The sequence below is a fragment of the Halorubrum vacuolatum genome, assembly GCF_900188065.1.
In the GTDB taxonomy this organism is placed as follows: domain Archaea; phylum Halobacteriota; class Halobacteria; order Halobacteriales; family Haloferacaceae; genus Halorubrum; species Halorubrum vacuolatum.
The window spans coordinates 230,095-243,043 of sequence record NZ_FZNQ01000003.1; the positions used below are offsets into that span (position 1 = coordinate 230,095).

Annotated in this window: 11 protein-coding genes; 8 read left to right on the forward strand and 3 right to left on the reverse strand. The window is 64.6% G+C overall.

The features are described from left to right. Window positions 1-44: 44 nt before the first annotated feature. Window positions 45-1,016 (reverse strand): transcriptional regulator, encoded by a 972-nt coding sequence (locus tag CHB65_RS05235; protein ID WP_089383999.1) that lies wholly within the window; start codon window positions 1,014-1,016, stop codon window positions 45-47. A 249-nt stretch (window positions 1,017-1,265) separates the two neighbouring features. Between CHB65_RS05235 and CHB65_RS05240 the strand changes: the two genes are divergently transcribed. The 3 genes from CHB65_RS05240 to CHB65_RS05250 all read left to right on the forward strand — a co-directional run bounded on the left by CHB65_RS05240 (window position 1,266) and on the right by CHB65_RS05250 (window position 5,519). Continuing rightward, window positions 1,266-2,717: a tRNA(Ile)(2)-agmatinylcytidine synthase gene (locus CHB65_RS05240; protein WP_089384055.1), complete on the forward strand. Its 1,452-nt coding sequence runs from the start codon at window positions 1,266-1,268 to the stop codon at window positions 2,715-2,717. A 63-nt stretch (window positions 2,718-2,780) separates the two neighbouring features. Further along, window positions 2,781-3,587 carry a prephenate dehydratase gene (pheA, locus tag CHB65_RS05245; RefSeq protein ID WP_089384000.1) on the forward strand — a complete coding sequence of 269 codons (807 nt, stop codon included), beginning with the start codon at window positions 2,781-2,783 and terminating at the stop codon, window positions 3,585-3,587. A 198-nt stretch (window positions 3,588-3,785) separates the two neighbouring features. Then, complete coding sequence (locus CHB65_RS05250; RefSeq protein ID WP_089384001.1) at window positions 3,786-5,519, forward strand: globin-coupled sensor protein; 1,734 nt, start codon at window positions 3,786-3,788, stop codon at window positions 5,517-5,519. 98 nt (window positions 5,520-5,617) lie between these two features. Here CHB65_RS05250 and CHB65_RS05255 read toward each other — a convergent pair whose 3' ends face one another. Next, a complete protein-coding gene (locus tag CHB65_RS05255) occupies window positions 5,618-6,529 on the reverse strand; it encodes a serine/threonine-protein kinase RIO2 (RefSeq protein WP_089384002.1) in 912 nt (303 codons plus the stop codon). 136 nt (window positions 6,530-6,665) lie between these two features. On the opposite strand from CHB65_RS05255, the gene CHB65_RS05260 reads away from it, so the two are divergent. The 3 genes from CHB65_RS05260 to CHB65_RS05270 all read left to right on the forward strand — a co-directional run bounded on the left by CHB65_RS05260 (window position 6,666) and on the right by CHB65_RS05270 (window position 9,345). Then, window positions 6,666-7,547 (forward strand): lipoate--protein ligase family protein, encoded by an 882-nt coding sequence (locus CHB65_RS05260; protein ID WP_245809904.1) that lies wholly within the window; start codon window positions 6,666-6,668, stop codon window positions 7,545-7,547. A gap of 59 nt (window positions 7,548-7,606) precedes the next feature. Continuing rightward, a complete protein-coding gene (locus tag CHB65_RS05265; RefSeq protein ID WP_089384003.1) occupies window positions 7,607-8,443 on the forward strand; it encodes a deoxyribonuclease IV in 837 nt (278 codons plus the stop codon). A 71-nt stretch (window positions 8,444-8,514) separates the two neighbouring features. Then, window positions 8,515-9,345 (forward strand): class I SAM-dependent methyltransferase, encoded by an 831-nt coding sequence (locus CHB65_RS05270; protein WP_089384004.1) that lies wholly within the window; start codon window positions 8,515-8,517, stop codon window positions 9,343-9,345. Window positions 9,346-9,350: 5 nt separating this feature from the next. Here CHB65_RS05270 and CHB65_RS05275 read toward each other — a convergent pair whose 3' ends face one another. Beyond that, complete coding sequence (locus tag CHB65_RS05275) at window positions 9,351-10,523, reverse strand: 3-dehydroquinate synthase II (RefSeq protein WP_089384005.1); 1,173 nt, start codon at window positions 10,521-10,523, stop codon at window positions 9,351-9,353. Between the two features lie 176 nt (window positions 10,524-10,699). Here CHB65_RS05275 and CHB65_RS05280 point away from each other — a divergent pair, with 176 nt between their 5' ends. Continuing rightward, on the forward strand, window positions 10,700-11,338 hold the full coding sequence (locus CHB65_RS05280) for a winged helix-turn-helix transcriptional regulator (RefSeq protein ID WP_089384006.1): 639 nt from the start codon (window positions 10,700-10,702) through the stop codon (window positions 11,336-11,338). Window positions 11,339-11,406: 68 nt separating this feature from the next. Further along, entirely contained in the window at window positions 11,407-12,930 is a 1,524-nt protein-coding gene (locus CHB65_RS05285) for a PAS domain-containing sensor histidine kinase (RefSeq protein WP_089384007.1), read from the forward strand. Window positions 12,931-12,949: the final 19 nt, after the last annotated feature.

A 12,949-nucleotide genomic window follows, 5' to 3' on the forward strand; every position in this document is an offset into this window, starting at 1 on the left:
TGGGAATTGCCGCTCGTTCGGTCGTCGCCTCCGATCCGTGTCGGTCACGCCTCCGACGGCGGTTCCGCACGCTCGCGCAACAGCTCGCGGACGGCGTCCGGGTCGTCGATGGCGGCCAGTTCCTCACACGAGACGAGCGCGGTCCCCTCGACGGCGTCCCGTTTCTCGTCCTGCTCGGTGAAATACACCGACCGGGTCCGTGCGACCTCGCCGATGGAGGACATGATCCGGGCGCGCTTTTCGGCCGCCCGGGTGAACGCCGAGTGACCCGTGAGCATCCGCATCGAGCGTCCGTCGTCGTCCTCGGAGACGGCCTTGAACGGCGCACGGGCGGTCGGATGGACGGTGAAGCCGGCGCTCGTGAGTACGTGGACGACGTGTTCGTCGTCCGGGTCCGCATCGGGAGCCGACGGGGTCGGGTCCGCATCACGGACGTCCTCCGCCCCATCGAGGACATCGACGGGGCTGGAGAACGGCTTCTCGAACAGCTCCTCCAGTTGGAGCGCCACCTCGATGGAGGCGTTCATTCCGTCCTCATACTTCGAGACGGTTCGTCTGGAGACGCCGAGTTCGGTCGCCAAGCGACCGAGCGACCAGCCACGCTCCTCCCGCTCGTCGGCCAGCAGGTCGCCGTCCAGACTCACATAGAGGCCGCCGGGCGCCGCGTAGATGAGCGGCGGCATCTCCTCGACGAACAGCTCGTAGGCGGTGTCCGGGTGGATCACGGGGACGCCGTGTCTGAAGTAGACGACGCCGGGTTTCAGGTCCTCATCGCGCGTGCGAAGGCCGACGACCAGCGGCGTCGCCTCCAGGTACTCGCCCAGCCGCCGCAGCTCGGCGCCGGTCTCGGCATCGAGTGCGTCCACGTTCCCGAGGATCTTGAGCAACACGAGGTCCCCGCCGCGCCGGGCGGCGACGTCGAAGCTCTTCGGCCGGACCGCACACCGGTCACTGACGGTGAAATCCGCATCCTCAAGCATCGCGGTGAGGTTGCCGATCAGCGCAGTCCGGGTCATGTGCGATGGTATGCCACTCGCAATATAAATACGTTGTGGCGGTTTCATATCCGTGGGCGTGGACGCCTGCATGCGTTTTTCTACGACCTCGCTCGGAAGCTATAAATACCTGATTTCACACGCGCTCACGTTATGCGAGGGCCCCACGGACTGCCGTGACCGTTCTGCGGTGCGAATCGCCGTTCACCACGTTACCCCCTCCCGCTCCGAGCCGAAACCGGCTTGAGCGGGAGCCACGAAGGTGAGACCGTGCCGATCGTCGCCATCGACGACACCGATTCCCGCGTCGACGGGATGTGTACCACCTACGTCGCCACGCGGCTCGCGGAGCGACTCGTCGCCGCGGGCGCGTCGGTCGATCGCCGACTCCTGATCCGTCTCAACCCCGCGGTGAAATATAAGACGCGGGGAAACGCCGCTGTGGCGCTTCACGCCGCCGATATCTCCCCACTGGCTGCTCTCGATCTCGCACGCGACACCGTTCGAACGTTCGCCGTCGTCGACGACGATCGAACTTCACCCGGCGTCGTCGTCGCCGACCTCGACGTTCCACCGGATCTCGCACTCCCGCCGGGCGACGGGACGACCATCCCGGAACCGATCGCGTCGTTCACCCGCCGCGCGCTTCGCGAGCGCCTGACGATCGACGAGGCCGTCGCACTCGCCGACACGTACGGCTTCCTCCACGCCGCCGTCGGTGGGACGGATCATCCGGGACGCGGTCGGATCGGCGCGCTTGCGGCCGTCGGCGCGCCCGCCGCGTTCGACGACTGGACGGTCGAGCACATCTCCTATCGGGAACTCGACCGCTGTGGCACGCCCCGCGAGGTCGACGCGGACTCGGTCTTTGCGGCCGCGGCCGATGGGTATCCGGTCGTGTGGGATACCGTCGACCGCGGCACCGGCGAGGTGGTCTGCGTCCCGAACGCGCCCGGGCCGATCCTCCACGGTATCCGCGGTGACGACGCGATGGCGTGCCGTTCGGTCGCCGAGGCCATCCGAAGCGAACCTGTCGATCGAACCACGACGTTTCTCACGAACCAAGGGACCGACGTCCATCTCGAGGGGGGCGCGATCGGCGACCTTCGCGATGGTGCGAGCTATCGTGTCGATGGGGTGATCGCCGCGCCGCCCGAGACGAAGCGGGGCGGGCACGTCCACGTCGCGCTGGTCGATCCCGAGACGGCTACCTCCCCCCCGACCGCCGCAACGACGCCGGTCGATCCAGCAGTACCGGCAGTACCGGCAGCTTCGGCCGACCCGGCAGCACCGACGACGACGGCCGCCCGCGAGCTCACCTGCGTGGCGTTCAAACCGACCGGTCGCTTCCGCGACCACGTTCGGGCGCTCAGAGCCGGCGACCGGGTGACCGTCTGTGGGGAATGCGAGCGGCGACCGATGGGGGATCCGCCGGCGACACGGGAGACGCTCAAACTGGAGAAGTTCGCGGTCCGCCGGCTCGTCCGGACGGAGCCTTCGACGCCGACGTGTCCGGAGTGTGATCGACGGATGTCCTCCGCCGGCCGCGACCAGGGGTATCGCTGCCGCGACTGCGACACCGCCGCACCCGGCCGGGTCGATCGGCCGATCGATCGGTCCCTCGAACCCGGCTGGTATGAGGTGCCGCCGTCGGCCCGGCGACATATCGCAAAGCCACTTATCAGGGGTGGGTTCGACGCACCCAGCAATCCGGAGCGCTGATCGACGGGCGGCTCCGATCGCCGCCCCCTATGTTTTTCCGTTCCGGTCGTCTGTGTACCGTCGATGAACGCCGTTACCCTCGGTCCCGCCGGCACGTACTCCCATCGTGCGGCGCGGGCCGTCGCAGCCGAGGTGTCGTTCCGCGAGTCGGTCACCGCCATCGTCGACGCCGTCGCGAACGGCGAGTTCGAACGCGGAGTCGTCCCCATCGAGAACAGCATCGAGGGATCCGTCACCGAAAGCCTCGACGCGCTCGCGGAGTACGATGTCTCCGTGACAAAGGAGATCGTCACGCCGATTCGCCATGCGCTGCTCGCTCAGGGCTCCGACTTCGAGCTCGTCGCGAGCCACGCACAGGCGCTTGCACAGTGCCGCAATTGGCTCGAGACGAACCATCCCGATGTCGGACTGGAAGCGGTCGCCTCGACCGCTCGGGGTGTCGAACGCGCCCGCGAGGACGCCAGGATCGCCGGCATCGGTCATCCGGATAACGCGGGCGACGATCTGACGATCCTCGCGGAGAACATTCAGGATCGGACCTCGAACGCGACCCGGTTCCTCGTCGTCGCCCCGGTGAAGGCTCGCTCGGAGGCCGGCGGCAAGACGACGCTCATCGTCTATCCCAACGACAACTATCCCGGACTCCTCCTCGAACTGCTGGAGTCGTTCGCCGAACGCAATCTGAACCTCTCGCGGATCGAGTCGCGGCCGAGCGGGGAACGGCTCGGGGACTACCTCTTCCATTTCGACGTCGACGCCGGTCTCTATGAGGACCACACGACGGCGGCGATCGAGGAGATCGAGGACATCGCCTCGAAGGGATGGGTTCGCATCCTCGGCTCGTATGACACCGAGCACGTGTTGAAGTGACATCCCCCTCGTCGTAAACGGCGAGGCTTCCCGCGTATGGGGAATACCAGTTCGTCGTCGGTGGCAGCGGATTATGTTTGATCGATCGTCAATGAGCGCTCGATGTCGTTCTCTTCTGTAATATTTGGTGCCCTACAGAGCTATTAAAATTGAAAAACGGAAAGCAACGGATATATATCGCCCTGCAAAATCCGTCGCATGGCGAAGTCGGAACACTATGGTTGGGCGGACCTCGGACAGGGGGGGCTCAACGATCAACTAGATGCCGATGTGTTGGTTGAGCAGATCGGGTTGGACGCACACGAGATCGAGTGGCGAAAGGAGTTCATCGGCTTCGATCGCGAGGATGAGCAACGGCTTCAACAGTATCAGGACGTGTTTGCGGCTAATGCCGAGCAGATCGCGGACGACTTCTATGCGAATCTCACCGACTACGAGCAGACCGCCGAGATTATCGGCCGGTCCGAAAAGCACGTCGACGCGCTGAAACGGACGCAGTCGGCCTATCTCACGACGCTCGTCGAGGGACAATACGGACAGGAGTATTTCACCCACCGAGCACGGATCGGCAAGATCCACGATCTACTGGATATGCCCATGAAACACTATCTCGGCCAGTACGGGGTCTACTACGATCTGATCCTTCCAGTCGTTGGCGATCGCCTCACCGAGTCACTGGCTGACCGGGTACTTGCGGCAGTCGATGGTGCTGATGGGGCGGGTGATTCAGCGGGAGGCGACGGCTCGGATCCATCGATTACGGAGATCATCGAGGACGAGGTGAGCTATCACATTGAGGATATCCTCTCGCTGCTTCGAATCATCAATCTCGACATGCAGGTCGTCACGGACACCTACATCCACTCCTATAGCCAACGGCTGGAGGAGGAGGCCGAGCGCAACGAACGGCTGATGGCGAGCGTCGAGCAGGACCTCCAAGATCCGATCAGCGAACTGCAGTCGACCGCCCAGGAGGTCTCCCGCAGCGCGAACGAGATCACGGATGCGGCCGATCAGCAGGCCGAACAGATCGGCGAGATCTCCTCGGAGGTGTCGAGCCTCTCGGCGACGATCGAGGAAGTCGCCGCCACGGCCGATCAAGTGGAAAACGCCAGTGAACGCGCCAGGGACTTGGCTGAAGACGGCGAGGACGCCGCAAGCGATGCCGTCGAGACGATGGATGACATCGGGGACGCTGTCGATGGCGTGGCCGACGATCTGACCGAACTTCAGGACCGCGTCGACGAGATCGACGAGTTCGTCGAGACGATCAACGACATCGCGGACCAGACGAACATCCTCGCGTTGAACGCCTCTATTGAGGCCGCACGCGCCGGCAACGCCGGTGCGGGGTTCGGCGTCGTGGCCGACGAGATCAAGGAGCTCGCTCAGGAGTCACAACGGCACGCGGGCAACATCGAACGGATGGTCGCCGATATTCAGGCGGATACCGACGAGACCGTTTCGAGCTTGACGGCCGCAACCGAGCAGGTCGATCGCGGTATCACCCGCGTGCAGGATGCCATGGAGAGCTTGAACGACATCGCGGAGGCGGTTCGTGAATCGACGGACGGTATCACCGGCGTGGCGAAAGCCACCGACGATCAGGCGGCCGCGAGCGAGGAGATCGCTTCCATGGTCGATCAGGTCGTCGGCGAGACGGACCGGGTGACGAAGGAGATCGAAGAGCTCGCAGCGGCGAACGAAGAACAGGCCGCGATGGCACGGGAAGTCAAGCAGTCGGTCGCCCGGCTCTCGAACGAGACATCACTCACCGATGGCGGGACTGTGGTAGCAACTGATTCCGGCGGGGACGTGACGATTCCGGCGGACCTTCCCGATGGGATCCCCGACTTCGTGGTCGAGATGCTCACCGAGAAGCAGCTGAAACAGGTCGCACGCGGTGAGCTGTCCCCTTCCGATCTGCTGTGAGCTTTTCAACCAGTGGCTGGTCGGTGAACGGTTACGCGATATACTGTGGATCGGTCGCCGGTCGGATTTGATATTGTACTATGCACTTTATCAACTGATCACGAACCATCGAAGGCGGCCACGGACACGAACTCGTTCTCCACGACTGCATTCGCGAGAGCGGCGATGTCCACCTCGCCAAGCTGGTGTGGGTACTTCCGTCCGATGTACCGAACGAGGTTCCGCAGATCCCGTTCAAGCAGCTCTCTGGCGTTCTCGTGATCGGTCGGCACCGCCTGCGGCCAATCGAAAAGTGTGATTCCGCTCTCGGCGACGGCGACGTTGTGTTCGCTCGCGTCGGCGTGGATCCACCCACGGTGATACGCCTTCGTTAACTCACGGACGATCAGATCCAGGACGGGAACCGCCTGCTCGGGATCGAGTTTCGCCCGCGCTAACTCGACGCCCGCGAACTTATCCATCACGATGGCGTGGCGATTGTGATCGATCGGTCGGGGGACCGCGACGTCAGGATAGAGGTCTTCGATCACCTGATACTCGCGTTCGGCCGCCTTGCGCGCGGTGTACATCCAGGAGACGTGGTTGCGGTCGGCGGTGTACTCGCGTCCACGGTTCACCTCCCGGAAGTTCGTGTAGCCCTCGCGGTGGTATTTCAACGCGACCGGTTTGAACGAGCGGGCCTCGTAGACGTCGCCTTCCTTTCCCAATCCGAGCGGCGCGCCGACACCCTCTACCGTTTCACGCTCGGCGAACGTCCGTAACGCGAGCGCGTCGTATCCCTCGAAGGTGAGCTGGTAGCCCTCATACTGGATCGTCTTCCGCTGAATGAGTTCGCGGTCGAGACAGCGATCCAACCGATATTCGACCTCCTCGGCGGTGAGATTGGCGTAGTCAGGGAGCTTGTCCCGTCGAACCCATTCGGAGAAACGCATCCCCTGCTCGACGCCCGAGAGGAGATAGAAGTCCTCGTCGTCGAGTGTGACCATCTCTCCCGCGACGTTTCGGACCATACGGGCCCTACTCCGGCGATTCCTAAAAGGAACGCGTGTCCGCCGGTGGAGACAAAATAAAGCGTATTCTACGATATCGAATTTCTCCTCGCACGCGAACGTAACCGCTTTCGCTCCGGCGGCGTGAGGGACGGTGATGACCGAGACGCCGACGTGGCGGCTGATCCGTGAGGAGCGACGTCCGGGACCGCTGCAGATGGCGTTGGACGAGGTGGCCGCCGAGACCGCGGCTGCGGGCGGGCCGGCGACGATCCGGACGTATCGGTGGGATCCCGACTGTCTCACACTCGGCTACGGCCAGGACCCGGACACCGTCGACTGGACGTTTTGTGATCGGGAAGCGATCGACGTCACTCGACGCCAGACCGGCGGTGGCGGGATCTACCACGACGGCTTCGGGGACGTCGCCTACTCCATCGTCGTGCCGGCTGCGGCAGTTCCGGGGAAGCTTCTCGACTGTTATCACCAGCTCTGTGAGCCGATCCTCGCGGCCTTCGATCGGCTGGGGATCGACGCCGACTACGTCGCCGAGGAGGTACCCGAACTGTATCACCCCGCGTGTTACCTTCGGGAGCTTCACCCCGCACATGACATCATCGCCGCCGGCCGGAAGATCGCCGGCAACGCCCAGTACCGCAAGCGGGATGCAGTGGTCCAGCATGGATCGTTGACCTACTCGGTCGATGCCGAACGGCACCTCGGGGTCTTCGTGGACCCGCCGGTGGATGTCAATGGCTTCCGCGAGCGGGTCGTCGGCATGGACGAACTGGTCGACGTCGACCGGGCGTCAGTGGTGCGAACGGTTGCGGAGACGCTCGCGGAGTGGGCACGCGACGGTCGCCTCGCCGGAGGGATGAATGACGATGACAACGGGGGGATCCATGACGACGGCACCACCTCGGTCGAGGTGACGACGGGCTCGTGGACCGACGCCGAGTTGGAACGCGCCCGTGAACTCGTCGAAATCAAATACACTGACGACGCGTGGGTTCGGGCACGACCGGGGGATCGACGGTAACCGAAGGTCCCGCGACCGCTTTCCGAAGCGGCTTTTTGTCGGTACGCCCTCGCTCCGGTATGACCCTCAAGATCGGCGCACACGTCTCCGTCGCCGGCGGCGTGGACAACGCGGTCGACAGACAGACCGAGATCGGCGGCAACTGCGGGCAGATCTTCACCCACTCGCCGCAGGTCTGGCAGGACCCGAACATCGACGAGGAGCAGGCCGAGCGGTTCCGTGCGGGAACCGAACGGGACCTTGAGGGGCCGTGGGTTATCCACACCTCCTATCTCGTGAACCTCTGTACGCCGAAGGATGACCTCCGTGCGAAGTCGCTGGAGTCGATGCAACGGGAAGTCGAGGCGGCGAGCCAACTGAACGTCCCGTTCGTGAACGTCCACCTCGGCGCACACACCGGCGCCGGTGTCGAGGGCGGCCTCGACAACGCGGCGTCCGTGATAGACGACATCGACGTCCCCGAGGACGTGACGATCCTGATCGAAAGCGACGCGGGGTCGGGGACGAAACTCGGTGGCGACTTCGAACACCTCGCCGGGGTGATCGACCGAACCGAGACCGACATCGACGTCTGTATCGACACCGCTCACACCTTCGCGGCCGGATACGACCTCTCGACGGCCACAGGGGTTGATGAGACGATCTCGGAGTTCGACGAGGTCGTCGGACTTGAGCACCTGCGCTGTATCCACCTCAACGACTCGAAACACGACTGTGGGACGAACAAGGACGAACACGCCCATATCGGGGAGGGATACATCGGCGATGAGGGGATGGAGCGGATCATCAATCACCCGGACCTCCTCGACGTCCCGCTCGTCTTGGAGACGCCGACGGAGGACGGACGCAGCTACGCGTGGAACGTACAGCGCGTTCGGGAGCTTCGGCAGGAATAGCGTTCGATCCGTCGCTGTCCATCTCTTCTCGGATCCGGACGCTTTTATCGACCGGTCTCGAATCCGGCGGCGTGCGACGGTTCTCCGCGGACTATCTCGAACGAACCCGCCAAGGGATGTGGAGCGATAGCCGCGAGGCGCTTGCCGACCTCGACCTTCCGAACCGCCAGCGGGTGCTCGATGTCGGGTGTGGAACCGGCGAACTCACCCGTGTGCTTGACACGGAGACGCCGTCGGAAACGACCGTCATCGGCGTGGATGCCGATCCTGCCCTCCTTACGGTGGCCCGTCAGGAGACCGGACTTCAGATGTGTCGGGGCGACGCCTCCCGACTGCCCGTTCGGACCGACGCGGCCGATCTCGTCGTCTGTCAAGCGCTGTTGATCAACCTTCCGGACCCCTCGCTGGCCGTTCGGGAGTTCGTCCGGGTTTCGGACGACTTCGTCGCCGCCATTGAGCCCGACAACAGGGCCGTGACCGTCTCTTCGACGATCGATTCGGAGGAGCGTCTAGAACGTGAGGCACGTGAGACTTTTCTCCGGGGCGTCGATACCGACGTCGCGCTCGGCGGCCGGGTCCGTGAACTGTTCGAGGCGGCCGGTCTCACGGACGTTCGAACCCGCCGCTACCAACACGAGAAGCGGACGGAGCCGCCGTATTCGGCGGCCGCGCTCAGATCGGCGGCGCGAAAGGCCTCCGGCGCGGGACTCGCAGACCACCGCGAGGAGTTGGAGCGCGCCACCTCGACCGCCGCGTACGACGACCTCCGTCGTCGCTGGCGCGAGATGGGTCGATCAGTCGTTGACGGGATGCGTGCGGGCGAGTACGAGCGGGTCGAACGGGTCCCCTTCGACGTTACCGTCGGTCGCGTACCGGCGAATGGCCTCGCCGGTGGACGCTGAGGGAGTTACTTCTCGATGATGCTCTCCTCTACGGCCTCGCCGAAGTGACGGGCGACGTCCTCGTAGTAGACGAGCACCTCGTCACCGACCTCGAGGTCCGTCACGGCGGTTCGACCGTTTGCGGTCGCGACTTTCACCGTCTCGGCGTTCTGAATGAGCGTCTCGACCCGATCGACGCCGTCGTCGGTTTCGACCTCGGCTTGCAGCCTGAACATCGGGCGCTTCTCGATCTTCACGCGTCCAACGATCGCCTCCCGGGTGTGGCCGGCCGTATCGACGATCTGGACCTCATCGCCGCTCGATAGCTCGGCGAGGTAGTTCGTTCCGCCCTCGGGATTGCGAACGTACGCGTGGACGGCTCCGGCGTTCACGCGGAACGGCCGGGATTCGACGTAGGGGGACTCGGCCGTCTCGGCGTGGACGAAAAAGAGCCCGCGGGACATCGATCCGATCAGCATCCCCTCGGAGTCGTCCATGAGCGATCCGGTGTCGATACAGACCCGGTCGGCCATTCCGGTTCGTTCGACGGCGGTGACCTCGGCGTGGCGAAGGTCGAGCGACTCGCGATCGGCCGCATCGCGTGCGTCGACAGCCCCGCGGATCTCGTCCGGATCGTCGGTGTCGAGGAGGACGCCGTCGGCGCCGATCTCCAGCGTTTCGAAGGCCGTCTGTGCCTCCGCGGCGGTCGTCGCACCCGCGATCAGGTGGGTTTCCTCGCCGACGCGGGCGATGAGGTTCTCGAGCGGGATGATCGACCAGTCCTCGCCGACGATCACGGTGTATTCGGCCTCCACGGCGGCCGCCTCGGCGAACGTCTCGTACTCCGTATCGAGGATACGGATGTATGCGCCCTGTGCGCGGTCGTCGCGCCGACGCAACGTGGTGAGGTCGGCGGAGCCGGAGAGGTCGCTCGGGAGGTCGATCGTGCCGTCCCCCTCGCTGTCTTTTCCGACGAAGTAGGCGTCGGCCGACTCCCGCTCCTCGTCGCCGTCGACGACGTCGGCTTCGGCGAGGAACGCGGCGACGTTCACGTCACCCAACTCACGGACGCGACCGACATCGTGTTCGTCGACGAGCACCCAGTCCGCCCCCGCTTCGATCCCCGTCGTGATCCGCCGCTTTTGTGTCTCCCAGTCACCGACGCTCCCGTCGGCTTTGATCCAGACCGTGCGCGTCATACTCATTCGCTCACGGCCGCGCGGCTTGAACGCTACGAAAGTGCGAACGACTCCGGCGCGCTCGCCGATCCCTCGATAGGCCGTGACCCCTGCCCCTGAGTTCGGCGGGTTCCGCTCCCGACTCGCGCGTGTCGTGCAGCCGCGCCCTTATTATCCGTGGCCCGGTACCGACGCCTATGCGCACGCTCGATGGCACCGACCGGGAGATCATCAGGCTCCTTCTCGCGGACGCGAGACGGCCCTACAGCGACATCGCTGATCGCGTCGATCTGTCCGCACCGGCCGTCTCGGATCGTATCGACCGCCTCCGTGAGACGGGGGTGATCGAGGGCTTCACCGTTCGTATCGACGATGAGGCGTTAACTGGCGGGCTGGAGACGCTCGTGACGCTGGAGCTCGCCCCCCTTGACGTCGACGACGCCTACGACGCGCTCGTCGACCACGACGGGGTCGAACACGTCTTTCTCACGGCCGAGGGAACGGTCGTCTTCTCCGCGACGATGGACGGGGACGGCGGTGGCGATGCGGACACCGGTTCCGAATCGGCTGGACCCGCGGGCGGCGTCCGGCGGCTCGTCGCGGAGACGGTCGGGCTGGAGACCGTTCGGAACCTCTCCGTACGGGTCCTCGACCGTTCCGAGTGGTCGCCGACCCTCGGGAACGTCGACCTCGCGGTCGACTGTGTCGTCTGTGGAAACACCGTCACCGCCGAGGGTGAGTCCGCTCGGGTCGACGGCACGCTGTATCACTTCTGTTGTGGCTCCTGCCGAGGTGGGTTCGAGGATCGATACGAACGGCTGGCCGACGGCGTCTGATCCCGACCGTCGGCTTGTAACCTTCCGACCGGAGCGTTATTGTAGTGGCTTTCCGTTTATGTCTCCATATGCCCGAGGAATCGCCGGGCGAACTCCTCCTCGACCACATCAACGACCTCCTCGTCGTCATCGACGCCGATGGTACGTATCGGTACGTCAACGCGGTTGCCAGTCGTGTCGTTGGTGAGGATCCCTCCGAACTCCTCGGGACGAACGCGTTCGATCGGATCCACCCTGACGACCGCGAGCGTGTGCTTCGAACGTTCTCCGAGTTGGTCGACGCCGAGACGCCAACAGCCGAGGCGACGATTTCATATCGATTTCGGTCGGCGGATGGGTCCTGGATCTGGCTTGAGAGCCGCTGCTCGAATCATCCCGTCACCGAAATCGGCGGGTACGTCGTGAGCTCCCGGGACGTGACCGATCGTCTCGAAGCGGAACATGCTCGGGACGAGACGGCAGCACGCCTCGATCAGATCGCCGATAGCACCGACGATGTGCTCTGGATGTTCTCCGGCGACTGGTCCGAGGTGCTGTTCGTCAACCGTGCGTATGAGTCGCTGTACGGTGGGGATGTCGATACGCTCAAACGTGACCCGTCGGCGTTTCTCACGTGTACGCACCCGGATGACCGGGCGTCCGTGCTTGAGGCGATGGGCCGCTTATCCGACGGCGAGGAACTCGATATCGAATATCGGGTGAACCCCGATCAGGGCTACCACCGCTGGGTGTGGGTTCGAGGCCGGCCTATCGTCGAGGACGGTGAGGTCGTCCGCGTCGCGGGGTTCTCCCGTGATGTCACCGACCGCCGTCGCCGCCGCCGGCATCTCGGCATGCTTGACACCGTCCTGCGGCACAACCTCCGAAACGACCTGAACAAGATCCTTGGCTACGTGGAAACGGTCCAGGATGAGGATATCGAGCGGTCGGGCCGAACGCCCGACGACGAGCGCGTTGTTTCCGGGCCGGGGGGGTCCGGGGTGCCCGATCTGGATCCCGTCGAGTGGGCGGAGGTCGTGCGCCAGGTCAGCGACGGGCTGCTGGAGAAGGCTGACAAACAGCGGGAGATCACCCGCATCCTCACGGAGCGACCGCCGGTCGAACCGGTCGACCTCGCCGCGGCGCTGGAGGGGGCGATCGAGACCGTCTCGGCGTCCTTCCCCGACGTGGCGATCGAGGTGTCGGTCCCGTCCTCGTTGCCCGTGGCTGCGATCCCGTCGATCGAGATCGCGATGATGGAGCTGATCGAGAACGCGGCGACATACGACTCAGCCCGCGACACCGTCCGCGATCACGGTCCAGGGATTCACATCTCTGCCGATCGGGACGATGATGCGGGCTCGATCGTCCTCGAGATCGTCGATCACAACCCGCCCATTCCCGAATACGACCATCGGGTGCTGACCGGCGAACAGGAGATGCCGGAGGTGCATCACAGCAGCGGAGTCGGCCTGTGGCTCGTCTACTGGATCGTCGACCTCTCGGGCGGATACATCGAGTACGAGCGTGTCGAGGGGCGGAACGTGGTTCGAATTCGGTTGTCGGAATCGGACGGGTCACCGATGGACACCGATGCGGCCGGCGGAAAGTAACCTACTTGAGGCCCGACGG